Raw genomic sequence first — 25,831 nt, 5'->3', positions numbered from 1 at the left:
GATGAAAGCACGTGATTTAAAATATACGATTCCGTCGCTTGATTCATTTAAACGGTATGGGCGTGTAAAGCGGGTAGTCGGCTTAATGATTGAATCACAAGGTCCGGAAAGTTCAATTGGGGACATTTGCCTGATTCACTCTAAGGACAACAAGCGGACAATTATGGCGGAAGTAACCGGATTTCGTGATGAGATGATTATATTAATGCCGTATCGAAATATAAATGAAATTTCTCCGGGAAGCCTTGTTGAGTCACTTGGTCATCCTCTTCAAGTAAAAGCAGGTCCAGCATTGATTGGGAAAATTATTGATCCGCTCGGTGAGCCATTTGATGATTCTATTTTGCCACGAACATTAACATCAATCGAAACAGAAGCAGAACCGCCGAACCCGATGACCAGGCCGCCTATTCGTGAAAAGCTTGAGGTTGGCGTACGGGCGATCGACGGTATGCTGACAGTCGGAAAAGGCCAGCGTGTCGGGATCTTTGCAGGGAGCGGCGTTGGAAAAAGTACATTGCTCGGCATGATTGCTCGAAATACTAAAGCCGATTTAAATGTTATTGGTTTAATCGGTGAGAGGGGACGTGAAGTGCGCGAATTTATCGAGCGCGACTTGGGGCCTGAAGGAATGAAAAAAACGATTGTGGTCGCCGCAACATCGGATCAGCCTGCACTTATGCGCATTAAGGGTGCTTTTACAGCAACGGCGATTGCGGAATATTTTCGTGATAAAGGACTTAATGTGATGCTGATGATGGACTCTGTTACACGAGTGGCCATGGCGCAGCGTGAAATTGGACTGGCGGTCGGCGAACCACCAGCAACAAAAGGATATACACCATCTGTTTTTGCGATTATGCCAAAGCTGTTAGAACGGACAGGTACAAACGAACATGGCACGATCACAGCTTTTTATACAGTCCTCGTTGACGGTGATGATATGAATGAACCGATTGCAGATGCTGTTCGGGGGATTTTGGATGGGCATATCGTGCTAGATCGTGATCTTGCCAATAAAGGGCAATATCCAGCCATCAACGTGCTGAAAAGCGTCAGCCGGCTTATGCCTCATATCGTCAGCCGCAGTCACTATGATGCAGCTGTTGCAGTACGGGATTCCCTGAATACGTACTTAAATTCAGAGGATTTAATTAATATTGGCGCTTATAAAAGAGGATCGTCTCCCGAAATCGATCGGGCGATACAAAATTATCAGCCGATTCTTTCTTTTTTAAAGCAGCGAACGGATGAACAAGCAACATTAGATGAGACAGCTCATGGATTAGTTCGTCTTGCAGATGGAAAGGATGGATAGGACGTGGTATTCGATTACAAATTCGAAAAAATTATGCAGCTTCGTGAACGTGAAAAAGAAGAGTCAGAGAATGTCTTTAGAGAAGCGCAAAATCAATTTGAAGCAGAAGCAAACAAGCTTTACGGGCTGCTGAAGAAAAAAGAAGATTTAATGGCAGTACAGGAACAAAAAATGAAGTCTGGTTTTTCCGTGCTGGACATTCAACACTATCAGCAGTTTATTTCGAATTTAGAAAAGTTAATTGATGAGCAGCAACGTCTCGTCGTAACCACACGCGGCCGGATGCAATGGTGCGAACAGCAGTTGAAAGAAAAAAATATTGAAGTGAAAAAATACAGTAAAATCCGTGCTAACGATTTAGTGCATTATCGCAAGTGGGCTGCTTCAGAAGAAGCAAAACAAATGGACGAGCTTTCCATGATCCAGTTTATGAACCGAAAGATCAGGTGATAGACAGATGGCAACAAAAAAGAAAAAAGTCAAGCCGGCTGAAATAGAAGATAAAAAGGAATATAACACATTTCAATGGATTTTGTTTGTAGCTGTCATTCCGCTCTTATTTGCGCTGACCATTGCCTTAGTTGTCATGACCATTGCAGGCGTCAATGTATTTGAAAAAACGAAGGAAATCGCAGCAAACTTGCCGTATGTTTCGGAATGGATCGCACCCGCAGAACAGGACGGGAAATTAGATAGCGAAAAAGTAGTAGAACTGCAGGCGGAAATAAAAAACAAAGAAGCAGAAATTGAGCAGTTATCAGGTGATCTTGAAAGCTCAAAAGCAGAAATTGAGGAATTGCTGACAGAACAGGACCGGCTGAATGCCAAACTCAAGCAGCTTCAACAACAGCAGACAGAAGCCGCAGAGTCAGATGAAACGGAAACAGTAAACAATGTTGCCGAAACATATGAATCAATGGATGAAGAAAGCATTGCCGGCATTGTCATTAATTTAACCAATAATGAAGCAGTCGCTATTTTGCAGGAGCTGAGTGTGGAAAAACAAGCAGCTGTATTAGAAAATCTGGACGCGAAAAAAGCCGCTGAATATACAAAAATATTATCGAATGAGTAAAGAATAATGACCGAAAATGTGAGATAATGTTGAAGGAAATGGAGGTGAAATACATGCAGGTTGTTTTGGGTTCAATTTCTACAGCTTTATCCAGCGGTGCACCTTCAAGCACATCGCAATCGCTGCTTCCAACAGCGAGCGGCTTCAGCAGTTTACTCGGCTCGGTTCAGCAAACGGCTCAAGATGTAACAGCATTGAATCATACAAACCAGGCCGTTTCAGCCGATTTTTCAGCTTTGCTCGCTGCTTTATTCAAGCCTTTGGATTCAGTCAGCGAATTAGTAGAAGATAAGCCGGAACTGGAAGCTATGGCTGAAGAACTTCTAGAAAAAGGGGAAATGCCCTCGGTTCAGGACTTGGCTGTTTTGCTGCAAGTGGATGTAGAGTCATTACAGAATTCATTGCAAAACCTGGCAAAGCTATTTAATGGAAATGAAGGATTGACCGGATCATTAAAAGAAACAATTGATTCTATGCTACAGGAAACAAGTGCGGACCAGTCAAAAGGAAAATTGCCTATGAAAGAACTAGCGGCTCTTATAACGCTCATATCAGAAAATGGCTCACTGCCGTTTAAAGGAACGGACAAGCAATTAATGATTACAGTAGTGAAAGCAGCGCAGCTGGTAAACTATTTTGCGGAACATCTTCCAAAGCAGGAAGCACGTTTTCAATCGCTGCAGACAGCTTTAAAAAATGCGGCCGCCTTGTTAGATAAGCAAACTGCGAACTTTTCACAAGCAAGTACAAAACAGGTTAGTTTACAGACTGCATTTGGAAACTACAAGAACACCCATCAGTCAGAAGAATCTATGGGCAGTAAAACGGCACCAGTGAAATCTGTTTCGCAGTCAGTAGAATCAGTACACCCGTTTTTAAATCAGCTTTCCAAAACAGAACAGTTTGTTATGAGTGTTAAGACCAATCTACGGCCGATGAACATGGAGCAGTTTATTGAGAAGTTCACACAGGTTTTAGGGAATTCAAACATAATGAAAACGCCAAATGGGACCAAAATGCTTATTAAGTTATATCCCGAACAGCTTGGCTCACTTCGTATTGAATTGCTACAGCAAAATGGTGTCATGACGGCTAAGATTTTGTCGTCTACTCAATCGGTGAAAGAATTGCTTGAGCAAAACGCCCACCAGTTAAAGCACGCATTTAACCAGCAGAATGTAACAGTTGATAAAATTGATATCGCCAGTCCAGAAACGAGACAGCAGTTGTTTGACCGCGGTGCTCAGCAGCAGCGTCAGCAAGAACAAAAACAGTCAAATGAACAGTCAGCAGAGCAGCAGGAAAGTGAAAAGCTTTCTTCATTTGAAGAAGCATTATTAAATGCAGAAGTTGAGGTGTAACGAATGTCGAAAATAGACTCTTCACTTTATTTGAACAACAATCCGGCTCAGACAAAGCAGACAGGCAATAGCGCCCTTGGGAAAGACGAATTTTTGAAAATTTTAATGGCTCAGCTGCAAAACCAGGATCCGCTCAGCCCAATGGAAGATAAAGAATTCATTGGCCAGATGGCCCAATTTTCGTCGCTTGAGCAGATGACGAACATGACATCTATGATTGAAAAAATGGTACAGGCGCAAACTGCGTCACAAATGATTAATTATCAGTCATTTGTCGGCAAAAATGTTGTTTGGCATAAGCTAACGGATCAAACGGATGAAAACGGACAGCCCGTTGTGGAAACAGGAAATGGCACGGTAGGATCGATCAAGTTCGCTGGAGAAAGTGTACAGTTTACGTTAACAGATGGAACTGTCCTTGAACCGGGCAATGTTTCTCAATTAATAGGCGGCGAAAGTGCTTTAAGTGAGGGCGCGATAAGTTCAAACCCGTTGGTTGAAGCGAGCTACTTGATTGGCCGTATGGTTACGTGGGGAGCAGATGATTCAGCACAAAGCGCAGCGGTTCAATCCGTTTTGATGAAAGATAGTCAAGTTTGGCTGCAGCTGGCTAATGGGGAGAAAATAGCGGCCTCAGCTTTAACAAAAATAGAATAGGCGGGTGATGACGATGAAATCAATCAACCCGATAGTTCATGGAACACGCCAGCCGATAATACCGCCTGTAAAAAAGGAAACAAAGCAAGTTGTGTCAACAACGTTTAATGATACGCTGAAAACTATTTCAGTATCATCTGAAGCGCTCACGATTTCCAAACATGCGGCGCAGCGGTTAAATGAACGAGGCATTCACATTCATGAAAACGAATGGAATTTAATTGGACAAAAGTTATCGGAAGCAAAATCAAAAGGCGTCACCGATTCACTCGTCGTGTTGAAAGATGCGGCACTTGTCGCAAGCGCTAAAAACAATACCATTATTACGGCAATGAACCGGGAAGAAGCAAGCACACACATTTTCACGAATATTAACGGAACAATTCTTATGGACCATTAAATTTATACACTGGCTGGACCGAAAAGGAAGCCTACTGTCTGCCGATCGACCGACGCAGACGAATTCGAAAGGGGAAAACGAACTAATATGTTACGTTCAATGTACTCAGGAATCAGCGGCATGAAAAACTTTCAAACAAAGCTTGATGTCATCGGGAACAATATTTCAAATGTAAATACTTACGGATTTAAAAAAGGTAGAGTTGTTTTTAAAGATTTAGTCTCTCAATCTATTTCCGGGGCAGGTGCTCCAACAGCAAATACAGGTGGGACGAATCCGAAGCAGGTAGGCTTAGGATCACAACTAGCAGCTATAGACACAATGCATACAACAGGTTCATTACAAACAACGGGAAGAACTTTGGATTTGGCGATCTCTGGAGATGGATTTTATGTGGTAATGGATGGGACAACGCCACTATATACACGTGCTGGTAACTTTTACATGGACCGAAGTGGCAGCATAGTTAACGCTGATGGATTAGCTTTACAGGGGCTGCCCCCTGCAGCGGACGGGAATAGCATTAATACAGCATCAACTACTGTAAATGACATTGTAGTTCCTACCACTGCTCAAAGTATGAGCATCGGATCTGATGGAGTTGTAACCTATGTTGATACGGCGGGGCAATTAAAATATGCGGGGCAAGTTATGATTGCTAAATTTGCAAATCCAGAAGGTATGGAAAAAGTCGGTCAAAATCTTTTTCAACAAACAACAAATTCAGGTATAGCATACGCAGGTGGAAACTTTAATAGATTGACGACTGCTAATGTGACCGGTGGACTTGATACTCCTGGATCATCTGGTACAGGGACAATCGTAGCCGGCACACTTGAAATGTCCAACGTTGACCTGTCTGAAGAATTCACGGAAATGATTGTGGCGCAGCGCGGATTCCAGGCGAATACGCGGATCATTACGACATCGGATGAAATTTTGCAGGAATTGATGAGCATGAAGCGTTAACGAGCTGATTTTACTCTTGAATGCAGGGGGAGGGACAGGGCTGATTTTTTCAGCCCTGGCATATATGATTACTGTGACAAGACTGAACGGCAAACCGTTCTCATTAAATGCTATTTACATAGAAACAATTGAAAGCTTTCCAGACACAACGATTACGTTAACAAATGGGAAAAAACATGTCGTCCGCGAGCCGCACGGGCAGGTCACAGCGGATATCGAATCGTTTTACGCGCGTATTTCACTTCTCGGAAAAGTGAAAGTAGAGGAGGAATATGATGGAGAATGAACAAAAAGGATCAAAAAATAAATTAATGACGATTATGGTTGTGCTCATGGCTGTTATTCTACTGGCCGGCACGATCGCGGTTGTCATCATTTTACGGTCATCAGGCGGGGATGAAGCGGCGAGTGAGCCGAGTATTGATGAAGTACTTGAATCGTCCGTTGATGTCGCTGAAATGACAACGAATCTTGCTTCTGATGACTTTATAAAAATTTCATTTAAAATTCAAACAGACAGCCCGGAAGCGATGGAAGAAATGACAAAGCGTGATTTTCAGGCGAAAAATCTTATTATCCAAAAGCTTTCAGAAATGACAGCTGAAGATTTAAAAGGCGAAGCTGGAAAACAAAAACTCACAGAAACACTTAAAACAGAGCTGAATAGTATTATGCAAGATGGAAAAGTAGAGGCTGTGTATATCACCTCATACATTATTCAATAACGATGCCTGTAATTGATCGGAGGTGGGGCAGTTGGCAGGAGAAATTTTGTCTCAAAATGAAATTGATGCATTATTATCCGCATTATCCACAGGAGAAATGGATGCAGATGAATTAAAAAAAGAAGAAGAAGAAAAGAAAGTGAAAGTGTATGACTTTAAACGGGCATTGCGCTTTTCAAAAGATCAGATTCGAAGCTTAACGAGAATGCACGATAACTTTGCGCGAATTTTAACGACCTTTTTTGCGGCTCAGCTCAGAACATATGTTCAAGTGGAGGTCGTATCTACGGATCAAATTCCGTACGAAGAATTTATTCGTTCCATTCCAAACCGCACCATTTTAAATGTTTTTGAAGTACCGCCGCTGGATGGAAGGATTTTAATGGAAGTAAATCCAAATGTGGCTTATGCGATGCTCGATCGTCTCCTGGGCGGCCGTGGGGAAAGTGTTAATAAAGTGGAAAATTTAACGGAAATTGAAACGCGGATTATGTCTAGTATGTTTGACCATGCATTTGAAAATTACCGGGAAGCCTGGGTGAACATTGTTGAAATTGATCCGGTTGCGACGGATTTTGAAGTAAACCCGCAATTTTTACAAATGGTCTCGCCGAATGAAACGGTTGTGGTTATTTCACTAAATACAACGATTGGTGAAACAACGGGCATGATCAATATTTGTATTCCTCATGTTGTGTTAGAACCGATTATCCCGAAGCTGTCTGTTCACTATTGGATGCAAAATCCGGATAAAAAAGAACGGAGTCCTGGGGAAGCCGAAAATCTGGATAAACGAATAAAAAAAGCCTCACTTCCTGTAATTGCAGAACTTGGACAAACCTCTATTACGATTGAAGAGTTTTTGCTCATATCGGAAGGAGACATCATGAGTTTGAATACAACAGTTGGAGATGCACTGACCATAAAAGTCGGGAATGTGCCGAAGTTTTCAGCTCAGCCTGGACGAGTTAACCGCAAATTAGCCGTTCAAGTGCTTGATTATGTGAAAGGAGGAGAAGACGATGATGAGTGATGACATGTTATCACAAGAAGAAATTGATGCTTTGTTAAAAGGCGGAGACAGTGACGAGCCAGAAGAAAGTGCAGCGCTTGATGTATTGGGACGTGTTGAAGAGTATTTAGATGCTTTTGAACAGGATACGCTTGGTGAGATTGGCAACATTTCATTTGGCAGTTCCGCTACTGCACTTTCAAGCCTGCTTAATCAGAAAGTAGAAATAACAACCCCGACTGTTTCAGTTGTAGAAAAAAGTCGGTTGCAAGACGAATTCCCTCACCCCTATGCGGCGATTGAAGTTCAATACACGGAAGGGTTTTCGGGGGCTAATTTATTTGTGATCCATCAAAATGATGCAGCTATTATCGCGGACTTAATGCTTGGAGGAAGCGGTGTAGATGTGGCTCCGGAGCTTGGAGAATTGCAGTTGAGTGCAGTACAGGAAGCGATGAACCAAATGATGGGTTCAGCCGCAACATCTATGTCGACTATTTTTAATAAAAAAGTCGATATTTCCCCACCGACTATTTCTCTTTTAAACCTTAATGAAGGTGAAGGGACTGAATCGATCGCTGAACAAGAGCTGTTAATCAAAATTTCTTTCCGGCTGACTGTCGGGGACTTGATTGATTCAAATATTATGCAGCTGATCCCGCTTCAATTTGGAAAACAGCTCGTGACTGAATTAATGAACCCGGCACAGACACAAACCGAACCGGCGTCACCGCCGATTCAACAGGCTCCAACAGTGGATTCATCAATGCAGCCACCATTTAATGGGCAATCGAAAGAAACCAACCCGCAGCCGTCTTCATACATGGAGCAGCCGGTTCCTTCCAGACCACCAAATGAGCCGGTTTATATGGGGCACAATTCGTTTGGGCAGACTGCACAGGCGAATGTGGAAACAGCGGTTTTTTCATCCTTCCAGTCACCGCAGCTTGGCGAACAGGAAGCGCGTAATTTAAATATGCTGTTTGATATTCCCCTTCAAGTAACGGTTGAACTCGGCCGTACGAACCGAAATGTGAAAGACATATTAGAGTTAACTTCCGGGTCGATCATTGAGCTGGATAAACTAGCAGGAGAACCCGTAGATGTTCTCGTCAACAATCGCCTTGTTGCAAAAGGTGAGGTCGTGGTCATAGAAGAAAATTTCGGTGTCCGGATTACAAATATAGCTAGTCCGGCAGACCGGTTAAAAAATTTAAATTAATTGATACAGGGGGTTAAAAGAATGAGCAATCGAATTTTAGTAGTAGATGATGCAGCATTTATGCGCATGATGATTAAAGATATTTTGTCAAAAAACGGTTTTGAGGTAGTAGGTGAAGCGGAAAATGGAGCACAGGCTGTGGAGAAATATGCAGAATTAAAGCCTGATTTAGTGACGATGGATATTACAATGCCTGAAAAAGATGGCATTGCCGCATTGAAAGAAATTAAAGCATCTGATGCGAGCGCCAAAATTATTATGTGTTCGGCCATGGGGCAGCAATCGATGGTTATTGATGCGATTCAAGCGGGTGCAAAAGATTTTATTGTAAAACCATTTCAGGCGGATCGTGTTATTGAAGCCATTTCCAAAGTGCTTTCTTCTTAAGGTGTGAATGTTCATGAAATCATTCATCAAATACATCTGTGCGCTTACGTTGATGTTTGTGTTATTTTCCGGCAATGAAATCATTGCCGGAGCAGCATTATCTAATAAAACCAGCGTACAAGATTGTATAAAAAATCCGGATTTGTGCAAGCAGGAGCAGCCGTCAGGGGAAGAAAATCAGGAGTCCGAAACTGAAGACGCAGCAGCTCCGGTCGGCATTGGGTTTTTAGATATTGTCCGGATGATTGCGGCACTTGCTTTTGTAGTGGCGCTTCTTTATTTTTTATTGCGGTTTATTAATAAAAAAAGTCGTTCTTATCAGGAAAGTCATATTGTCCGGCATTTAGGCGGTACGGCACTTGGGGGCAGCCGTTCTGTCCAAATTGTGAAAGTGGGGGACCGTGTATTCGTCCTGGGCGTCGGGGAAGACGTTTCATTATTAAAAGAAATTGAGGACCCAGCTGAACGCGGTGATTTGATCAGCCGCTACGAAGATCAATCTGAAATGATGATGCAGCCTGCGGACATTGTGAACAAGCTGAAAAAACGATTTAATAAACAATCAGAAATGAAAGAACCGACTCCATTTAAGCAGGAGTTCGAGCAGAAAATAAATGAGCTGAAAAAAAACCGGGAACAGGCGATGCGGAATTTAGCAGATAGGGAGCGGAATCAGGATGAATGAATTTATGGAGTTTTTCAATTCAAGCGAACCTGAAAGTGTCTCCACATCTGTAAAATTACTGTTAACACTGACGGTTCTATCTCTTGCTCCAAGTATTTTAATTTTAATGACCTGTTTTACACGGATCATCATTGTCCTGTCATTCGTTCGAACAGCGCTGGCAACGCAGCAAATGCCGCCGACTCAAGTATTGCTCGGATTGTCGCTTTTTTTAACCTTTTTTATTATGTCTCCCGTCCTTCAAGAAGTGAATGACGAGGCGCTGACCCCTCTTTTTAATGAAGAAATTAACCTTGAAGAAGCATATAAACTCGCAAGCGGGCCTTTTAAAGAGTTTATGAGTGAGCATACCCGCCAAAAAGATCTACAGCTATTTTTAAACTATACGCAAGCTGAACAGCCGGAATCGATTGAGGATATTCCGTTAACGACACTTGTGCCAGCATTTGCATTAAGTGAAATAAAAACGGCCTTTCAAATTGGCTTTATGATTTTCATTCCGTTTCTTGTTATTGATATGATTGTGGCGAGTGTCCTCATGTCAATGGGGATGATGATGCTGCCGCCGGTTATGATTTCTCTTCCATTTAAAATTTTGCTTTTTGTTCTCATTGACGGTTGGTATTTAGTGATCGAATCATTGCTTCAAAGCTTCTAGGAAGGTGACAAAATGAACACAGAAATGGTGATTTCCATTGCGGAAAAAGGAATATATACAATAATCATCGTTTGCGCGCCGCTCCTGCTACTGGCTCTTGGTATTGGGCTGGCGGTCAGTATCTTTCAGGCAACAACTCAAATACAGGAACAGACTCTTGCCTTTGTGCCTAAAATTGTTGGTGTAATGGTCGGGATGATTTTTTTTGGTCCTTGGATGCTTGAAACAATTATTACGTATACAATCGATATTTTTACTAATTTAACGAGATTTGTCGGGTAGGCGAACATGACAGAGCTGATCCCAAATGTATCGGTTTTTTTGCTTATTCTCGTTCGTGTATCGGCCTTTTTTGTGACGATGCCTTTGTTCTCATACCGAACGATTCCTGCACAGTACCGAGTTGCTTTTTCAGTAATGATCGCCTGGACAATGTATTATTCTATCGATGCCACGCCTTTTGAAATAAATGGGGAATACATCCTGCTTATTTTAAAAGAAGCGATGACTGGTCTTTTGATTGGACTGGCGGCGTTTATTGTGTTATCCGCTATTCAGATTGCCGGTGGGTTTATTGATTTTCAAATGGGGTTCGCTATCGCAAATGTCATCGATCCGCAAACAGGTGCTCAAAGTCCATTAATGGGGCAGTATTTATACATGTTTTCACTATTAATGCTGTTGGCATTAAATGGTCACCATTTACTATTAGATGGAATTTTTTATAGCTATGAAATTATTCCGATTGACCAGCTTTATTTGCATTTTGGCAATGGAGAAGCTGCTTATTATATGGCAAGAACATTCGCGGGTGTGTTTTTGATCGCCTTTCAAATGTCAATGCCGGTTGTCGCGGTGCTTTTTTTAACGGATGTCATGCTGGGCATTGTCGCAAGAACGGTTCCACAGCTGAATATTTTTGTTGTCGGCTTTCCACTGAAAATAGGCGTGGGCTTTATTGTTATCTTTATTGTTATCGGTGTTATTTTTACATTAGTGCGTGATTTGTTTGGCATGATGCTTTATACAATGAAAGATTTAATGACCATTTTTGGAGGCGGGTAAGAGTATGCAGTTAAAGCTGAATCTGCAGTTTTTTGCCGGCGAAAAAACAGAAAAAGCAACACCGAAAAAAAAGCAGGATTCCCGCAAAAAAGGACAAGTTACCAAAAGCCAGGATTTAAATACAGCGGTCAGTTTATTGGTTTTATTTGGTTTTTTATCGGTATTTGCCGTTTCGATGGGAACGAATATTTTCCATATGTTTCAGCACTCGATTCAATATTATATGTTAATGGATGTAACAGAAGCGAACTTGAAAACGATTGTGTTTGAAATTATGGAACAGTGTATCATGATTCTCGGACCTTTTATGCTGGCTGCGGTGGCGGCAGGTGTAGTCGCTAATTATGCACAAGTTGGCTGGCTTGTGACAGGGGAACCGGTTAAGCCAAAACTCGAAAAATTGGATCCGATCAAAGGGTTCAAACGCATTTTTTCCATGCGGTCGATTGTAGAATTATTAAAATCCATTTTGAAAATCGGCTTTGTCGGCACTGCCGCTTTTGTTGTATTATGGCTGAATATTGATGAGGTATTAAAAATTGCCTTGAAGCCTATTGAAGACACATTGCCGCTCGTTGGTTCTTTAACCGTTCAGATGGGGTTATACGCTGCAGCTGCTTTGCTTGTCTTAGGCGTGCTGGACTATTTTTATCAAAAATTTGATTTTGAAAAAAGTATACGGATGTCTAAGCAGGATATTAAAGATGAGCATAAAAACTCAGAAGGGGATCCCCTTATTAAATCAAGAATCCGCCAGACACAAAGGGAAATGGCCATGCGCCGTATGATGCAGGAAGTGCCGAATGCGGACGTTGTCATTACAAACCCGACCCACTATGCCATTGCGTTAAAGTACGATGAATCAAAAAGGGATGCCCCGTACGTTGTCGCAAAAGGAACTGACTATGTCGCTCAGAAAATTAAACTGATCGCAAAAGAAAATGATGTCATGATGGTTGAGAACCGGCCGCTCGCCCGGGCGCTTCATGATCAGGCGGAAATTGGCGATTCGGTGCCGGAAGCCTTTTTTAAGGCGATTGCTGAAATTTTGGCGTACGTATATCGGATAAAAAATAAATTGTAATTTTTTGTTGGGAGAGAAAAAAATGAAAGCAAGAGACCTCACAGTTTTATTAAGCGTCATCTTAATTGTAGCCATGCTTATTGTTCCGCTGCCAACATGGCTGTTAAGTGTGCTGATTATCATAAATATTTCTCTTGCGCTTCTCGTTTTGCTCGTCTCCATGAACATGAAAGAAGCGTTGGAGTTTTCAGTGTTTCCGTCGCTCCTTTTATTGTTGACGTTATTTCGGCTTGGTCTGAATGTGTCGACAACGCGATCCATATTAAGCCATGGTGAAGCAGGGGGCGTTGTCGAGACATTCGGTACATTTGTTGTCGGCGGTAATTTAATCGTTGGTATGGTTATATTTATCATTCTCGTCATCATTCAATTTGTTGTAATTACAAAAGGGGCTGAGCGTGTATCGGAAGTGGCGGCCCGGTTTACACTCGATGCCATGCCGGGGAAGCAAATGAGTATTGATGCCGATTTGAATGCCGGCATGATTTCGGAAGCACAGGCTCGTGAACGGCGGGAAAAAGTCAGCGGCGAAGCCGACTTTTACGGTGCGATGGATGGGGCAACAAAGTTCGTTAAGGGGGACGCGATCGCTGGAATTATCATGGTTATTATTAACTTGATTGTCGGTATCGTGGTTGGTGTGATGCAGCAGGAATTATCGTTTGCAGAATCTGCCGCTCGCTACTCTCTTTTAACCGTTGGCGATGGGATTGTCTCGCAAATACCAGCCCTGCTCATTACAACTGCAACAGGTATCGTGGTCACACGAGCCGCTTCTAAAGGAAACTTAGGTGAAGAAATTACCGGACAGCTTTTGCGCTCTCCACAGATGCTGTACATTGCAGGCGGGGCTATTTTTCTACTGGGTCTTGCCACACCAATTAATGATATCTTAACGATTCCGATTGCTGCCGGTATTGCTTTTATCGGTTATAGAATTTCACGCATACCGCCAGAAGAAATGAATGAATCATTGCCTTCAGAAGAAGAAACGGAAGCAGAGGAAATGAAAAGTCCTGAATCCGTTGTGAATTTATTAACGGTTGATCCTATTGAATTTGAATTTGGCTACGGGTTAATTCCGCTCGCAGATACAAATCAAGGCGGGGATTTGCTTGACCGCATTGTGATGATCAGGCGGCAGCTGGCGCTTGAAATGGGGCTTGTCATTCCAGTTGTCCGCATTCGCGATAATATTCAGCTTCAGCCAAATGAATACCGTATGAAAATTAAGGGCAGTGAAGTGGCAGGCGGAGAGCTGCTGTTAGACCATTATTTAGCGATGAGTCCAGGCGAAGAGGACGACATGGTGGAAGGGATTCATACAATCGAACCTTCATTTGGACTTCCGGCTAAATGGATTACAGAAGATGCAAAAGAACAAGCAGAGATTTTCGGCTATACGGTTGTTGATCCGCCAAGTGTTGTTTCCACCCATTTAACAGAAACGATCAAAAAACATGCGAATGAACTCTTAGGCCGTCAGGAAACACAGCAGCTGATTGATCATTTGAAGGAAACCTACCCTATTTTAGTAGATGAAGTAACGCCAAACCCACTGTCCGTCGGGGAAGTTCAAAAAGTGCTGGCAAAGCTGTTAAAAGAGAACTTGTCAATTCGCAACTTGCCCATTATTTTTGAAACACTTGCTGATTATGGGAAGATGACGTCGGATACGGATTTATTAACAGAATACGTGAGACAGGCACTTGCCCGTCAAATTACGATGCAATTTGCTGATGAGGGCGGGTCCTTAAATGTTATTACGCTTTCAGGGCGAATTGAAAAATTAATTGCGGATGGCGTGCAGCAAACGGAACATGGAAATTATTTATCGATCGATCCGAATGATTCGCAACGTATACTAGAAGCGGCTGCTCAGCAGGTTGAACAGGCATCATTCATGCAGCAGTCGCCTGTGATCCTCTGTTCACCAGCTATTCGTATGTATGTACGGCAGCTGCTGGAACGGTATTTTCCACAAATTCCAGTGTTATCTTATAATGAACTTGAACCAAGCGTAGAAGTGCAAAGTACAGGGGTGGTGACAATCGAATGAAGGTGAAAAAATACCGGGCCTCTTCTATGCCAGAAGTAATGAAAAAGGTAAGGGCGGAACTTGGAGCCCAAGCGGTTATTTTGCAATCAAAAACGGTTTACTCAGGCGGGTTTTTAGGGCTGTTTAAGAAAAAGAATATTGAAGTTGTAGCGGCTGTTGATCATAACACTGCACTCGTCACAGAGATGCCAGACACTGTACGGCCGCCAGTCGAGCAGAAACCCGTTTTGACGATGCCGGCAGAGTTGAAAAGTGAAATGAACGACGTGAAAAAAATGATTCAAGAGCTGCAAAAATCAGCTTCTTTTGCTTTATATCCGGATGTTATGAAGCCAGTTATGGAGCAGTTAGAGAAACACGGTATATTAAGGGAGCTTCGTGATCAAACGGCTTCCTATTTATTTGAAAAATGGAACGCAGAAAAAACAGCTGTGACAGAAAAGCAAATAAAGGAGTGGGCATCTGATTATTTAAAGAATTGTCTGCCGTCTATCCATCTGAACGAGAAAAAAAAGGCAAAATATGTGTATCTTCTCGGCCCGACAGGAGTGGGGAAAACGACAACCATTGCTAAACTGGCATCTAAGCAAGTATTGGAAGAAAACAAAAAGTTAGCATTTATTACAACGGATACATATCGAATTGCGGCGATTGAACAATTGAAAACATACGCCGGGCTTTTAAATGCTCCGATGAATGTTGCCTATTCCGAAGAGGATATGAAACAGGCAATTCGGGAATTTGATTCTTTTGATAGCGTCTTTATTGATACAGCGGGTCGAAATTACCTGGAAGGACAATACGTAACGGACCTTCAGCCTATGATCGGGCAGCGGCTAAATGAGTCTGCTTATTTTCTGGTCTTAAGTGCAGCAGCAAAAGAAGAAGATTTGCACGAGATTATTAAAAATTTTTCATCTGTAAAACTAGATGGTTTTATTTTTACAAAAGTAGATGAAACAAAAACTAAAGGCTTAATGATAAACTTAATGTATAATTATAAAGTCGGTACTTCATACATTGCTAATGGTCAAAATGTACCAGATGATTTAATTGAATCATCCAATGATATTTTAATAGAATGCTTATTTAAGGACTGAAGAAAATGAATGATCAAGCAGCATTACTCCGCCAAAAAATGATGCAGAAGTCATTGAGACCAAAGCTTGAGAGCCGAAATCAGGCCAAGACATTAGCAATTGTCAGCGGCAAGGGCGGCGTTGGTAAAACGAACATTTCAGTTAATTTGGCAATTGGGCTCGCTAAATTAAACAAAAAAGTTTTACTTTTTGACATGGACATTGGTATGGGTAATATTCATCATTTAATTAATGGCAACACATCTTTATCAATTGCTGACTTTTTTGAAAAAGATTACCTGATGACTGAAATCATTCAAGCCGGTCCTGAGGGCATTTCTTATATTCATGGAGGCTCCGCTTTCTCAAAGCTGTTTGATTGGAAAAAAGCATACAAGGAAAAATGGGTTTCAGCGCTTGAATCGCTTGCTGGACAATATGATTTCCTGCTTTTTGACATGGGAGCGGGCGCCACGAAAGAAAGTTTGAATATTCTTGAAGCAGCAGATGAAGTGCTGGCTGTTACTACACCCGAACCGACAGCGATGACGGATGCATATTCCATGATTAAATTTATTTATATGCGCGATCGTCAAAAATCTTTTTATTTAGTTTGTAATCGGGTGGAGACAACGAAAGAAGGACAGGAAACAGCCAATCGCCTAAAAGGTACAATGGAAACGTTTTTGAATGTAACACCTGTTTTCCTTGGTTCGCTTCCGGAAGATTCATACGTAAGAAAAGCAGTGAAATCGGGAAATCCATTTATTCTTTCTTATCCGAAAACAAAGATTTCGGTATCTTTTCAGCAAATTGTTAATCAGTATGCTGACGTGCCGGAAAAGATTTTTGAAGACCGGACCAGCTTTATTGTAAAGCTTCGCCGCTTCTTTACAGAAAGAGGGGATCACGAATGAATTCAAAAAAAATTCTCGTTGTGGATGATTCCGCATTTATGAGAAAGCTAGTTTCCGAGTTTTTGTCTGAACACCCTCAACTTGAAGTCATTGCTTTCGGCCGGAATGGACAAGAGGCTGTGAAAAAAGCGTTAGAATTGCAACCGGATGTGATTACGCTTGATATTGAAATGCCGGAAATGGACGGGCTCGAAGCATTGAAATTAATTATGGAAAAACAGCCTTGCCCCGTTGTAATGCTATCCAGCTTAACAAAAGAAGGCTCAGAAACAACGTTGAAAGCAATCGAACTTGGTGCGGTGGATTTTATCGCGAAACCATCCGGGACGATTTCACTAGACCTTCATAAAATTAAAGATGTGCTTATTGAAAAAGTTTTAGCTGCATCAAAGGCAAACATTAGTATGAAGCCTGCACTGTCAGCAAAGCCGGTAACGATCCAGCCGCCTGTTAACAATCGGCATTCAGCGACAAACGCAAACGCATTGCGCTCTCAACGGTGGGGAGAAAAAATGGACAAACTTGTTTTAATCGCTACATCAACAGGCGGTCCGCGCGCATTGCAGCACGTAGTGACAAAGCTTCCTGGTTCACTTCCGGCGCCGGTCGTCGTAGTGCAGCATATGCCGCCGGGTTTTACGAAATCTCTGTCAGACCGACTGGACTCACTGTCTGATATTCGAGTGAAAGAAGGCGAAGATGGAGAAATTTTGCAAAACGGCACAGTGTATATCGCTCCAGGAGGAAAACATTTACGGTTAAGAAAAACGGGCACATCGATTGTTGTTTCATTGGATGAATTGGCTTCGGAAGGGGGGCATCGACCGTCGGCTAACGCTATGTTTCGTTCTGCGGCGGAAATCTCTAATGTTGAAAAAGTGACAGTGATTATGACCGGTATGGGGTCAGATGGAGCAGAAGGGCTGATTAAATTAAAAGAAAGCGGCACCGTTAAAGCGATTGCGGAAGCGAAAGAAACATGTGTTGTCTATGGGATGCCAAAAGCAGCCGTGGCGACGCATCTTGTCGATGACGTAGTCCCGGTCGATGAAATTGCTTCAGCTATTGTTAAGCATGTATACAATAAGAGGTGAATATGGATGGATACAAATCAATATTTAGAAATTTTTATTGACGAAAGCAAGGAACATCTTCAAGCAATGAATCAACATTTACTTGGGTTGGAAAAAGATCCAAACGACATTACTATCGTGAACGAAATTTTTCGTTCAGCTCATACATTAAAAGGCATGTCTGCTACGATGGGCTATGAAGATTTAGCAAATTTAACGCACAAGCTTGAAAATGTGCTGGATGCCATTCGCAACCAACAAATATCTGTCACAGCAGCCATTATGGATACGGTTTTTTCATCAGTTGATGACCTTGAAGCGATGGTAGAAGATATTGCATCGGGAGGCGATGGGAAGCGGGATGTATCTGCAGTTGTGCAAAAGCTTCTTATTATTGAGCAAGGGGAGGCCGCTGCGGCAATAGACGTTCTCGAAGCTCCGGCTGTAGCGGATGCTGCAGAAGGAAACAGCCTTCAGTACGATGAATTTGAATGGACCGTTATTGGCCAGTCGAAAGAGCAGGGATTCACTTGTGTGGAACTGGCTGTTTCACTCCGGGCAGACTGCATACTAAAAGCAGCCCGTGTTTTTATGATATTTGAAGTGCTCGAAAAGTGTGGAGAAGTAATCAAATCTGTACCTTCTTCTGATCAGCTGGAAGAAGAAAAGTTCGATGAAACATTCACAGTTACCTTAATTACAAAAGAACCAATGGAAGATATTGAGGAGAAAATCAAAAAAGTCTCCGAAGTAGAGCAGGTTCATATTAAGGAAATTGTACCCGTTAGCCAGGAAGAAACAAAAGCAACTCCTGTACAATCGGCTGTTTCTGAAGTTAAACAGACGGGTCCAAAACCAGAAGACAAAACCCTTCAACCAGTTGAAGAAGAGAAACGTGAAGCAAAATCATCAAAGCAGCCCGTTTCCAATAAAACGATTCGAGTAAACATTGAGCGTCTCGATATTTTAATGAATCTATTCGAAGAGCTCGTCATTGACCGGGGGCGTCTTGAATCTATTTCAGGCGAACTGAATCACAGCGAATTAAATGAAACAGTGGAGCGTATGTCACGTATTTCAGGAGATTTGCAAAATATTATTTTAAATATGCGAATGGTGCCCGTTGAAACCGTTTTTAACCGTTTTCCAAAATTGGTTCGCCAGCTGTCGAGAGATTTGAATAAGAAAATCAATTTAGAAATTATTGGTGCGGAAACAGAGCTTGATCGTACCGTTATTGATGAAATTGGTGATCCGCTTGTCCATTTAATTCGAAACGCGGGTGATCATGGAATTGAAATGCCGGAAGCCCGTCTTGCCAAAGGGAAGCCGGCTGAAGGGACGATAAAGCTAAAAGCGTATCATAGCGGCAATCATGTCTTCATTGAAATTGAAGATGACGGAGCAGGTATTAATAAAGACAGAGTACTAAAAAAAGCGCTGGATAAAGGCATTGTGACAGACGAGCAGGCGCTTGGCATGACAGACCGTCAAATTTTTGAACTAATTATGGCATCAGGCTTTTCAACCGCTGAAGTCATTTCCGATTTGTCCGGGCGCGGTGTCGGATTAGACGTCGTGAAAACGACGATTGAATCATTAGGCGGCTCTATAACGATTGATTCAGTCGAAGGGTCCGGATCTGTTTTTTCTATTCAGCTGCCACTGACACTATCGATTATTTCCGTTATGCTCGTTGAAGTAGAAAAAGAAAAATATGCGATCCCTCTTTCTTCCATTATCGAAACAGCTATTGTCAAAAAAGAAGAAGTATTAAATGCGCACAATCAGCAGGTCATTGATTTTAGAGGAAAAGTGGTTCCTCTTCTATTTTTAGAAGATATTTTCAGTGTACCTCATCAAGAGGAAGACGATCGCTTTTATTCTATTGTTATTGTTAGAAAAGGTGATAAAATGGCTGGTTTAGTTGTTGATTCATTTATTGGCCAGCAAGAAGTCGTACTAAAATCGCTTGGAAACTATTTATCAAACGTTTTTGCGATTTCCGGTGCCACTATTTTGGGTGACGGACAAGTAGCGCTAATTGTAGACTGTAATGCGCTGATCAAATAAGGAGGTGCACAAAGTGAGTGAGATTCATGCATCCACAACAATAAAAGTTATTGCTTTTCAATTGATAGATAAGGAATATGCACTTCCAGTTCATCAGGTGTACTCGATTGAAAAATTAATGCATATTACACGTGTGCCAGGAACTGTTCCATTTGTTAAAGGAGTCATTAATTTACGTGGTGTTGTAACGCCGATTATTGATTTGCGCAGCCGATTTGGTTTATCAGATGAACGATATGACGATTCGACTCGTATTATTATCGCAGCGCTTGATGATATAGAAGTCGGACTTATTGTCGATGGCGCAAATGATGTACTCGACATTCCGGTTGATGCCATTGAGCCCCAGCCTGAAGTAGTTGGTTCACTCGGAGATGAATATATAACCGGCGTGGCTAAGCTGGACAAACGACTGCTTATTATGCTGAGTCTGCAAAAGATTTTTAAATAAAGGCGGTCTGTCATGAACTACATTGATAAAATTCAGCCTATTCATCTCGATATTTTAAAAGAAGTCGGCAATATTGGGGCAGGACACGCAGCTACCTCTCTCTCTACATTATTGAACCGGAAAATTGACATGAAAGTACCCAGTGTCCGGATTGTTCCTTTTTCAGAAATGATGGAGTTGACGGGTGGTTCTGAAAAAGAAGTCGTCAGTGTCAGCCTTCGTATTGAAGGAGAAGCGGGCGGCAATATGTTTTTTATGCTGACATTGGAAGAAGCCGACCGCTTTATTCAAAAATTAATGAATGATGAATCGTTTACGTTTCATGATCGCAATGTCCATACTATTGGTTTTTCTGCCATGCAGGAAATGGGCAATATTTTATCTGGCGCTTATTTGTCCGCACTGGGTGATTTTACACAATTAAAGATACAGCCATCTGTGCCAGAGCTTGCTGTTGATATGTTTGGGGCCATTATTAGTTATGGGCTGCTTGAAATTTCTCAATACAGCGATTATACGATTGTTATTGACACCATTTTAACGGAAATGGACGAAGGGGATGTGGAAATTGTAAAAGGTCATTTTTTTCTTCTTCTGTCACCTGACTCCTTTCCGGTGTTGTTCGAAGCCCTTGGAGCCGGCTATGGCAAATAAGACAGGCGAAATCGTAAAAGTCGGTATTGCTGATCTGAATGTTGTAAAGCCGCCTGGCATGATCAGAACGTCAGGACTCGGCTCTTGTGTCGGTGTTGTTCTTTATGATGAATCAGTCCAGATTGCGGGGATGGTGCACGTCATGCTTCCATATTCAAGCCTTGCCAAAGCAAATACAACAAATAAAGCAAAATTTGCGGATACGGGTATTCAGGCGCTCATTAAGGAACTCGAAAAAAGCGGTGCAAGGTCGAGCCGCTTAAAAGCAAAAATGGCCGGCGGCGCTCAAATGTTTCAATTTAAATCCGGTTCTGATTTAATGAAAATCGGTCCCCGAAATGTAGCGGCTGTCAAAGAGCAGCTTCAGGCGGCGCGTATCCCAATTCTCTCAGAAGATACCGGCGGCAGCAGCGGCCGGACAATTGAATTTGACCCGGCCACATCTCTGCTTCATATTCGAACGGTTCATAAAGGTGAACAAACGATTTAATTTCAGCAGCGGCAATCGTTCCGCTGCTTTTTTGTGTATATTGTTGGCAAGAAAGGTACTTTTCTTTAGAATAAAAGAAAGACTTGTAACGTGCTGTCATTGATTACGCCGGGAGGAGAGATTAGATGGCAAAACGAATGCCTGAGGATGAGCAGAAATTATGGAAAAGGTGGAAAGAAGAGCAGCACCCGGATGATGGGGATGCGCTTGTTGCCCGTTATATGCCGCTCGTTACGTTTCATTGCCGGCGTATTGGCGCAGCTCTTCCGAAAACAGTGAGCAAGGAAGAGGTAGCGAGCTACGGAATGACAGGGCTTTATGACGCCCTTCTGAAGTTTGAGCCGGCGCGCGATTTAAAGTTTGACACATACGCCTCCTTTCGTATTCGAGGGGCCATTTTAGACGGCCTTCGAAAAGAGGACTGGCTCCCAAGAGCAGCAAGAGAAAAATCAAAAAAAATTGAAGCGGCTTCTTCGATGCTGGAACAGAAATATTTACGGGCTGTTACACCAGAAGAAGTGGCGGAAGAGCTGGGGCTTTCTGTCGAAGATGTCCAGGATACGATGGCGGAGCATTTTTTCGCTCACATATTATCAATGGATGATCAAATTCAAGACCAGGATCAGTCGGAAGGAACTGGCTTTGTCTTAAAAGATCAGCAAATGAAAACGCCGGAGGAAGAATTAGTCAAACAAGAACAAGTTGAAGAATTGTCAGCTCAAATTAAGAAGCTTACAGAGAAAGAGCAGCTGGTTATTGATCTTTTTTATAAAGAAGAATTAACGTTAACAGAGATTGGTGAAGTATTGAATCTTTCCACGTCGCGTATTTCTCAAATTCATTCAAAAGCACTTTTTAAACTAAAACAGCAGCTGCTGAAAAAGTAACCGGCCTAATTCATTTTATTAGCTAGATTGAGGTGCTGAACATGGATTTCAAATCAATTGATATGCAAATTGCTCTGCCGAGAACATTCGAAGCGGCCAAAAATCTTCAGGATTATCAACAAACTGCACAGACTGCCCAGGAGCATGCGCAGGCGGAAACGGAAAAAGAAGCGGAGTGGAAGCGAAAAGCTGTGGCGCAGGGGAATGATATTAATAAAACGGGTGAACGTGACCATGAAAAGCAGCAGGGTGAACAGCAGCAGCGAGAAGAAAAGAAACAGCAAAAGAAGGCGTACGCTCATCCATATAAGGGGCAGCAAATCGACTTCAGCGGATAAGAGGGACGTATGACAACATTTTTAATAACTATTTCTTTTTTAATTCATGCGATGAGTTTACTTGCCTTAATCATCCTTTTTCAGCGTCAGAACAAGGTGCAGAACTCAGAGAAAAAAATGAAGCAGACTGCAGCGGAAATGGAAGAGATGATGACAGCTTTCTTAATAGAAATAAAAGAAGAAAATGAACAGCTCATTGCGCAGCTGACAAAAGCAGAACCCATTAAAAAATCAAGTCTGCTTGTCGCAAATGAATATGAAGACAAGCCTTTACCACCGCTTACGCCGCGAAAAGCGGCGGCAAGAGCATATGAGGGAGCAAAATCTGCTAAAACTGAAACAATATCAAAGGCAGATATACCACTCGCAATACAAATGGCTGAAATGAGAGAACAAGGTATGGCAGACGAAGAAATAGCAAGGGCGCTTAACGTTGGCATGACAGAAGTGAGGCTTGCGCTTAAATTTAACAAAATAGAATAAAAATAGTTGCGGGGCAATAATGGATATGATATAGTGATTAACGGTGTTAATACACACGTCTTTTGATTCGCCAGCGGGTGCCGTCTTTGATGGAGGCTGGTTGAAAATGAGAAAGGCGGAGGAAATCTAACCAAACAGGAGGAAACAACACATGTCAGTAATTTCAATGAAACAATTGCTTGAAGCAGGTGTTCACTTCGGTCATCAAACTCGCCGTTGGAACCCAAAAATGAAAAAGTATATTTTCCAGGAGCGTAACGGGATCTACATTATTGATCTTCAAAAAACTGTTCGCAAAGTGGAAGAAGCGTACAAATTTGTAAGAGAAGTTGCCGGTGACGGTGGGAAAGTATTGTTTGTTGGTACGAAAAAACAAGCACAAGATTCTGTAAAAGAAGAAGCAGAACGTTCAGGTATGTACTATGTAAACCAACGCTGGTTGGGTGGTACACTTACTAACTTCTCAACAATCCAAAAACGTGTACAACGTTTGAAAAATATCGAAAAAATGCAAGAAGACGGTACATTCGAAGTGCTTCCAAAGAAAGAAGTTGTTCAGCTTAAAAAAGAGCATGAGCGTCTTGTGAAATTCCTTGGCGGTATTCGCGATATGAAAGGTCTTCCTGATGCTTTGTTCATTATTGACCCTCGTAAAGAGCGTATTGCGGTTGCAGAAGCACGTAAATTGAACATTCCAATCGTTGGTATTGTTGATACGAACTGCGATCCGGATGAAATCGACTACGTTATTCCTGCGAATGACGATGCAATTCGCGCTGTGAAACTTTTAACAGGTAAAATGGCTGACGCTGTTCTTGAAGCGAAACAAGGCGAAGAAATCGCTGAAGAAGCTGCGCAGGAAGAAGTACAGCAAGCTGAAACTGCAGAAGCTGCAGCTGAGTAATCAAACAGATAAAGGTGATAAGAGGGATACCCTTATCACCTTTTTTTAAAGAAATAAAAGATAAAACCGCAAAAAGCGGCCTTACATATTTAAAGGAGGAACAAAAATGGCTATTACTGCACAAATGGTAAAAGAACTTCGTGAAAAAACAGGCGCAGGCATGATGGATTGCAAAAAAGCACTTGTTGAAACAAATGGTGATCTGGATCAAGCAATTGATTACCTTCGTGAAAAAGGGATCGCGAAAGCAGCGAAAAAATCAGATCGTATTGCAGCCGAAGGTACAACGTATATTACAAGTGAAGGCGATACAGCTGTCCTTCTTGAAGTAAATGCGGAAACAGATTTTGTTGCGAAAAACGAAAATTTCCAAGTGCTTGTAAAAGAAATTGCCGCTCACCTTTTGGCTAACAAACCTGCTTCAGTTGAAGAAGCTTTAGCTCAAACAATGAAAAACGGCAAAACAGTTGACACGTATATCAGTGAAGCTATTTCAAAAATCGGAGAAAAACTTACGCTTCGCCGCTTTGAAATTCGTACAAAAGGTGAAAATGCTGCTTTTGGTGAGTACCTTCACGCGGGCGGGCGCATCGGCGTTTTAGCTATTGTGGAAGGCACAACAGATGCTGCTGCAGCGAAAGATGTTGCGATGCATGCTGCTGCATTAAATCCAAAATATGTTTCGCGTGACCAGGTTTCTGAAGAAGAAGTAGAGCGTGAGCGCAAAGTGTTAACAGAACAAGCGCTGAACGAAGGAAAACCTGAAAATATTGTGGCGAAAATGGTTGAAGGCCGCCTTGGCAAATTCTTTGAAGAAGTATGCATTTTAGATCAAAGCTTTGTTAAAGATCCAGATCAAAAAGTTCGTCAATTCCTTGAGTCTAAAGGTGCAACATTGACTGAATTTGTTCGCTATGAAGTAGGCGAAGGTTTAGAGAAACGCCAGGATAACTTTGCAGAAGAAGTTATGAGCCAAGTGAAAAAATAATGATTCCGTATCCGCCGGCCGGAAAGGAATAAGTGGAATCCCTTACCGCTTTTGGTGAGGGATTTCATGTACATTACAGATGGAGGTCTACATGAGCCAACCAAAGTATAAACGTGTTGTATTAAAATTAAGTGGTGAAGCATTAGCAGGTGAAGCAGGATTTGGCATTAATCCGACGGTTATTCAATCTGTTGCTGAACAAGTAAAAGAAGTAAATGAACTCGGTGTTGAAGTTGCAGTCGTCGTTGGCGGCGGCAATATTTGGCGCGGCAAAATCGGCAGCGAAATGGGGATGGACCGGGCAACCGCGGACTACATGGGTATGCTGGCAACTGTTATGAACTCAATGGCTCTGCAGGACAGCTTAGAGCAGCTCGGGATTGAAACACGCGTTCAAACATCAATTGAAATGCGTCAAGTAGCAGAGCCGTATATTCGGCGCCGCGCCATCCGTCACCTTGAAAAAGGACGAGTGGTGATTTTCGCTGCAGGAACAGGAAATCCGTACTTTTCTACTGATACAACCGCGGCATTACGTGCTGCTGAAATTGAAGCAGAAGTCATCCTGATGGCGAAAAACAATGTTGATGGTGTTTACAGTGCCGATCCGCGTGTAGACAAAGATGCGGTAAAATATACAGAACTGTCTTATCTGGACGTCATTAAAGAAGGACTTGCCGTGATGGATTCAACAGCTTCTTCTTTATGTATGGACAATGATATTCCATTAGTTGTGTTTTCTGTTATGGAAAAAGGAAATATTAAACGAGTTGTATTAGGGGAAAATATCGGAACAATAGTAAGGGGGAAATAAAAG

The 25,831-nt window shown here is 42.2% G+C and carries 31 protein-coding genes; all 31 read left to right on the top strand.

The features are described 5' to 3' along the window. Window position 1: 1 nt before the first annotated feature. The 31 genes from fliI (at window position 2) to pyrH (ending at window position 25,828) form a co-directional block, all read left to right on the top strand. Window positions 2–1,318: a flagellar protein export ATPase FliI gene (gene fliI / locus BA724_RS14540; protein WP_069939400.1), complete on the top strand. Its 1,317-nt coding sequence runs from the start codon at window positions 2–4 to the stop codon at window positions 1,316–1,318. 3 nt (window positions 1,319–1,321) lie between these two features. Further along, window positions 1,322–1,768, top strand: a complete 447-nt coding sequence (fliJ, locus tag BA724_RS14535) for a flagellar export protein FliJ (RefSeq protein WP_069939399.1) — start codon at window positions 1,322–1,324, stop codon at window positions 1,766–1,768. A 7-nt stretch (window positions 1,769–1,775) separates the two neighbouring features. Beyond that, complete coding sequence (locus BA724_RS14530) at window positions 1,776–2,393, top strand: MotE family protein (protein ID WP_069939398.1); 618 nt, start codon at window positions 1,776–1,778, stop codon at window positions 2,391–2,393. 53 nt (window positions 2,394–2,446) lie between these two features. Beyond that, complete coding sequence (locus BA724_RS14525; RefSeq protein WP_069939397.1) at window positions 2,447–3,754, top strand: flagellar hook-length control protein FliK; 1,308 nt, start codon at window positions 2,447–2,449, stop codon at window positions 3,752–3,754. 3 nt (window positions 3,755–3,757) lie between these two features. Then, window positions 3,758–4,411, top strand: coding sequence for a flagellar hook assembly protein FlgD (gene flgD / locus BA724_RS14520; protein ID WP_069939396.1), 654 nt, complete (start codon window positions 3,758–3,760; stop codon window positions 4,409–4,411). Window positions 4,412–4,424: 13 nt separating this feature from the next. Next, entirely contained in the window at window positions 4,425–4,811 is a 387-nt protein-coding gene (locus tag BA724_RS14515; protein WP_083256252.1) for a TIGR02530 family flagellar biosynthesis protein, read from the top strand. A gap of 87 nt (window positions 4,812–4,898) precedes the next feature. Then, a complete protein-coding gene (locus BA724_RS14510; RefSeq protein ID WP_069939395.1) occupies window positions 4,899–5,780 on the top strand; it encodes a flagellar basal-body rod protein FlgG in 882 nt (293 codons plus the stop codon). A gap of 64 nt (window positions 5,781–5,844) precedes the next feature. Further along, window positions 5,845–6,066, top strand: a complete 222-nt coding sequence (locus BA724_RS14505; protein WP_069939792.1) for a flagellar FlbD family protein — start codon at window positions 5,845–5,847, stop codon at window positions 6,064–6,066. Next, entirely contained in the window at window positions 6,056–6,505 is a 450-nt protein-coding gene (gene fliL, locus BA724_RS14500) for a flagellar basal body-associated protein FliL (protein ID WP_069939394.1), read from the top strand. Before BA724_RS14505 ends, fliL begins: the two co-directional genes overlap by 11 nt. A 31-nt stretch (window positions 6,506–6,536) precedes the next feature. Further along, on the top strand, window positions 6,537–7,538 hold the full coding sequence (gene fliM, locus BA724_RS14495; protein ID WP_069939393.1) for a flagellar motor switch protein FliM: 1,002 nt from the start codon (window positions 6,537–6,539) through the stop codon (window positions 7,536–7,538). Next, window positions 7,528–8,739: a flagellar motor switch phosphatase FliY gene (gene fliY / locus BA724_RS14490; protein WP_245676226.1), complete on the top strand. Its 1,212-nt coding sequence runs from the start codon at window positions 7,528–7,530 to the stop codon at window positions 8,737–8,739. The genes fliM and fliY overlap by 11 nt, the downstream gene beginning before the upstream one ends. A gap of 21 nt (window positions 8,740–8,760) precedes the next feature. Further along, window positions 8,761–9,126, top strand: coding sequence for a chemotaxis protein CheY (gene cheY, locus BA724_RS14485; RefSeq protein WP_069939392.1), 366 nt, complete (start codon window positions 8,761–8,763; stop codon window positions 9,124–9,126). A gap of 13 nt (window positions 9,127–9,139) precedes the next feature. Then, the gene (locus BA724_RS14480; protein WP_169818561.1) at window positions 9,140–9,811 is read left to right on the top strand and encodes a flagellar biosynthetic protein FliO; all 672 of its coding nucleotides are present in this window, start codon (window positions 9,140–9,142) and stop codon (window positions 9,809–9,811) included. Continuing rightward, complete coding sequence (gene fliP, locus BA724_RS14475; RefSeq protein WP_069939390.1) at window positions 9,804–10,469, top strand: flagellar type III secretion system pore protein FliP; 666 nt, start codon at window positions 9,804–9,806, stop codon at window positions 10,467–10,469. Before BA724_RS14480 ends, fliP begins: the two co-directional genes overlap by 8 nt. Before the next feature lie 12 nt (window positions 10,470–10,481). Beyond that, the gene (fliQ, locus tag BA724_RS14470) at window positions 10,482–10,751 is read left to right on the top strand and encodes a flagellar biosynthesis protein FliQ (RefSeq protein WP_069939389.1); all 270 of its coding nucleotides are present in this window, start codon (window positions 10,482–10,484) and stop codon (window positions 10,749–10,751) included. A 6-nt stretch (window positions 10,752–10,757) separates the two neighbouring features. After that, window positions 10,758–11,534 carry a flagellar biosynthetic protein FliR gene (fliR, locus tag BA724_RS14465; RefSeq protein ID WP_069939388.1) on the top strand — a complete coding sequence of 259 codons (777 nt, stop codon included), beginning with the start codon at window positions 10,758–10,760 and terminating at the stop codon, window positions 11,532–11,534. Window positions 11,535–11,538: 4 nt separating this feature from the next. Next, window positions 11,539–12,618, top strand: coding sequence for a flagellar biosynthesis protein FlhB (flhB, locus tag BA724_RS14460; RefSeq protein ID WP_069939387.1), 1,080 nt, complete (start codon window positions 11,539–11,541; stop codon window positions 12,616–12,618). Window positions 12,619–12,640: 22 nt separating this feature from the next. Further along, window positions 12,641–14,677: a flagellar biosynthesis protein FlhA gene (gene flhA / locus BA724_RS14455; RefSeq protein ID WP_069939386.1), complete on the top strand. Its 2,037-nt coding sequence runs from the start codon at window positions 12,641–12,643 to the stop codon at window positions 14,675–14,677. Then, window positions 14,674–15,777 (top strand): flagellar biosynthesis GTPase FlhF, encoded by a 1,104-nt coding sequence (gene flhF / locus BA724_RS14450; RefSeq protein ID WP_069939385.1) that lies wholly within the window; start codon window positions 14,674–14,676, stop codon window positions 15,775–15,777. Before flhA ends, flhF begins: the two co-directional genes overlap by 4 nt. Window positions 15,778–15,782: 5 nt before the next feature. Next, window positions 15,783–16,673, top strand: a complete 891-nt coding sequence (locus tag BA724_RS14445; RefSeq protein ID WP_069939384.1) for a MinD/ParA family protein — start codon at window positions 15,783–15,785, stop codon at window positions 16,671–16,673. Beyond that, entirely contained in the window at window positions 16,670–17,767 is a 1,098-nt protein-coding gene (locus BA724_RS14440) for a protein-glutamate methylesterase/protein-glutamine glutaminase (RefSeq protein ID WP_069939383.1), read from the top strand. The genes BA724_RS14445 and BA724_RS14440 overlap by 4 nt, the downstream gene beginning before the upstream one ends. 6 nt (window positions 17,768–17,773) lie before the next feature. Then, complete coding sequence (locus BA724_RS14435; protein WP_069939382.1) at window positions 17,774–19,819, top strand: chemotaxis protein CheA; 2,046 nt, start codon at window positions 17,774–17,776, stop codon at window positions 19,817–19,819. A 13-nt stretch (window positions 19,820–19,832) separates the two neighbouring features. After that, window positions 19,833–20,270, top strand: coding sequence for a chemotaxis protein CheW (locus BA724_RS14430; protein WP_069939381.1), 438 nt, complete (start codon window positions 19,833–19,835; stop codon window positions 20,268–20,270). Between the two features lie 12 nt (window positions 20,271–20,282). Further along, entirely contained in the window at window positions 20,283–20,924 is a 642-nt protein-coding gene (locus tag BA724_RS14425; RefSeq protein WP_069939380.1) for a chemotaxis protein CheC, read from the top strand. Continuing rightward, a complete protein-coding gene (locus BA724_RS14420; protein ID WP_069939379.1) occupies window positions 20,914–21,414 on the top strand; it encodes a chemotaxis protein CheD in 501 nt (166 codons plus the stop codon). The genes BA724_RS14425 and BA724_RS14420 overlap by 11 nt, the downstream gene beginning before the upstream one ends. A gap of 125 nt (window positions 21,415–21,539) precedes the next feature. After that, complete coding sequence (locus BA724_RS14415) at window positions 21,540–22,301, top strand: FliA/WhiG family RNA polymerase sigma factor (RefSeq protein WP_069939378.1); 762 nt, start codon at window positions 21,540–21,542, stop codon at window positions 22,299–22,301. A 41-nt stretch (window positions 22,302–22,342) separates the two neighbouring features. Continuing rightward, complete coding sequence (locus BA724_RS14410; RefSeq protein ID WP_069939377.1) at window positions 22,343–22,639, top strand: hypothetical protein; 297 nt, start codon at window positions 22,343–22,345, stop codon at window positions 22,637–22,639. Between the two features lie 9 nt (window positions 22,640–22,648). Next, window positions 22,649–23,122 carry a DUF6115 domain-containing protein gene (locus BA724_RS14405; RefSeq protein ID WP_069939376.1) on the top strand — a complete coding sequence of 158 codons (474 nt, stop codon included), beginning with the start codon at window positions 22,649–22,651 and terminating at the stop codon, window positions 23,120–23,122. A 151-nt stretch (window positions 23,123–23,273) separates the two neighbouring features. Beyond that, window positions 23,274–24,026, top strand: a complete 753-nt coding sequence (gene rpsB / locus BA724_RS14400) for a 30S ribosomal protein S2 (protein ID WP_069939375.1) — start codon at window positions 23,274–23,276, stop codon at window positions 24,024–24,026. A 106-nt stretch (window positions 24,027–24,132) separates the two neighbouring features. Beyond that, window positions 24,133–25,014 carry a translation elongation factor Ts gene (gene tsf, locus BA724_RS14395; protein ID WP_069939374.1) on the top strand — a complete coding sequence of 294 codons (882 nt, stop codon included), beginning with the start codon at window positions 24,133–24,135 and terminating at the stop codon, window positions 25,012–25,014. Window positions 25,015–25,105: 91 nt separating this feature from the next. Then, window positions 25,106–25,828 carry a UMP kinase gene (gene pyrH, locus BA724_RS14390; protein ID WP_069939373.1) on the top strand — a complete coding sequence of 241 codons (723 nt, stop codon included), beginning with the start codon at window positions 25,106–25,108 and terminating at the stop codon, window positions 25,826–25,828. Window positions 25,829–25,831 lie beyond the last annotated feature (3 nt).

The organism is Domibacillus iocasae (assembly GCF_001750285.1).
Classification (GTDB): Bacteria; Bacillota; Bacilli; order Bacillales; family Domibacillaceae; genus Domibacillus; species Domibacillus iocasae.
The sequence above is the reverse complement of the archived record's forward strand: the minus strand, read 5'-3'. Positions and strand labels throughout refer to the sequence as shown.

Bases quoted from the DNA above. Each gene is read 5' to 3' on its own strand.
- fliI (WP_069939400.1), top strand. From the start codon at position 2: ATGAAAGCACGTGATTTAAAATATACGATTCCGTCGCTTGATTCATTT.
- BA724_RS14530 (WP_069939398.1), top strand. From the start codon at position 1,776: ATGGCAACAAAAAAGAAAAAAGTCAAGCCGGCTGAAATAGAAGATAAA.
- BA724_RS14525 (WP_069939397.1), top strand. From the start codon at position 2,447: ATGCAGGTTGTTTTGGGTTCAATTTCTACAGCTTTATCCAGCGGTGCA.
- flgD (WP_069939396.1), top strand. From the start codon at position 3,758: ATGTCGAAAATAGACTCTTCACTTTATTTGAACAACAATCCGGCTCAG.
- BA724_RS14515 (WP_083256252.1), top strand. From the start codon at position 4,425: ATGAAATCAATCAACCCGATAGTTCATGGAACACGCCAGCCGATAATA.
- BA724_RS14510 (WP_069939395.1), top strand. From the start codon at position 4,899: ATGTTACGTTCAATGTACTCAGGAATCAGCGGCATGAAAAACTTTCAA.
- BA724_RS14505 (WP_069939792.1), top strand. From the start codon at position 5,845: ATGATTACTGTGACAAGACTGAACGGCAAACCGTTCTCATTAAATGCT.
- fliL (WP_069939394.1), top strand. From the start codon at position 6,056: ATGGAGAATGAACAAAAAGGATCAAAAAATAAATTAATGACGATTATG.
- fliY (WP_245676226.1), top strand. From the start codon at position 7,528: ATGATGAGTGATGACATGTTATCACAAGAAGAAATTGATGCTTTGTTA.
- cheY (WP_069939392.1), top strand. From the start codon at position 8,761: ATGAGCAATCGAATTTTAGTAGTAGATGATGCAGCATTTATGCGCATG.
- BA724_RS14480 (WP_169818561.1), top strand. From the start codon at position 9,140: ATGAAATCATTCATCAAATACATCTGTGCGCTTACGTTGATGTTTGTG.
- fliP (WP_069939390.1), top strand. From the start codon at position 9,804: ATGAATGAATTTATGGAGTTTTTCAATTCAAGCGAACCTGAAAGTGTC.
- fliQ (WP_069939389.1), top strand. From the start codon at position 10,482: ATGAACACAGAAATGGTGATTTCCATTGCGGAAAAAGGAATATATACA.
- fliR (WP_069939388.1), top strand. From the start codon at position 10,758: ATGACAGAGCTGATCCCAAATGTATCGGTTTTTTTGCTTATTCTCGTT.
- flhB (WP_069939387.1), top strand. From the start codon at position 11,539: ATGCAGTTAAAGCTGAATCTGCAGTTTTTTGCCGGCGAAAAAACAGAA.
- flhA (WP_069939386.1), top strand. From the start codon at position 12,641: ATGAAAGCAAGAGACCTCACAGTTTTATTAAGCGTCATCTTAATTGTA.
- flhF (WP_069939385.1), top strand. From the start codon at position 14,674: ATGAAGGTGAAAAAATACCGGGCCTCTTCTATGCCAGAAGTAATGAAA.
- BA724_RS14445 (WP_069939384.1), top strand. From the start codon at position 15,783: ATGAATGATCAAGCAGCATTACTCCGCCAAAAAATGATGCAGAAGTCA.
- BA724_RS14440 (WP_069939383.1), top strand. From the start codon at position 16,670: ATGAATTCAAAAAAAATTCTCGTTGTGGATGATTCCGCATTTATGAGA.
- BA724_RS14435 (WP_069939382.1), top strand. From the start codon at position 17,774: ATGGATACAAATCAATATTTAGAAATTTTTATTGACGAAAGCAAGGAA.
- BA724_RS14425 (WP_069939380.1), top strand. From the start codon at position 20,283: ATGAACTACATTGATAAAATTCAGCCTATTCATCTCGATATTTTAAAA.
- BA724_RS14420 (WP_069939379.1), top strand. From the start codon at position 20,914: ATGGCAAATAAGACAGGCGAAATCGTAAAAGTCGGTATTGCTGATCTG.
- BA724_RS14415 (WP_069939378.1), top strand. From the start codon at position 21,540: ATGGCAAAACGAATGCCTGAGGATGAGCAGAAATTATGGAAAAGGTGG.
- BA724_RS14410 (WP_069939377.1), top strand. From the start codon at position 22,343: ATGGATTTCAAATCAATTGATATGCAAATTGCTCTGCCGAGAACATTC.
- BA724_RS14405 (WP_069939376.1), top strand. From the start codon at position 22,649: ATGACAACATTTTTAATAACTATTTCTTTTTTAATTCATGCGATGAGT.
- rpsB (WP_069939375.1), top strand. From the start codon at position 23,274: ATGTCAGTAATTTCAATGAAACAATTGCTTGAAGCAGGTGTTCACTTC.
- tsf (WP_069939374.1), top strand. From the start codon at position 24,133: ATGGCTATTACTGCACAAATGGTAAAAGAACTTCGTGAAAAAACAGGC.
- pyrH (WP_069939373.1), top strand. From the start codon at position 25,106: ATGAGCCAACCAAAGTATAAACGTGTTGTATTAAAATTAAGTGGTGAA.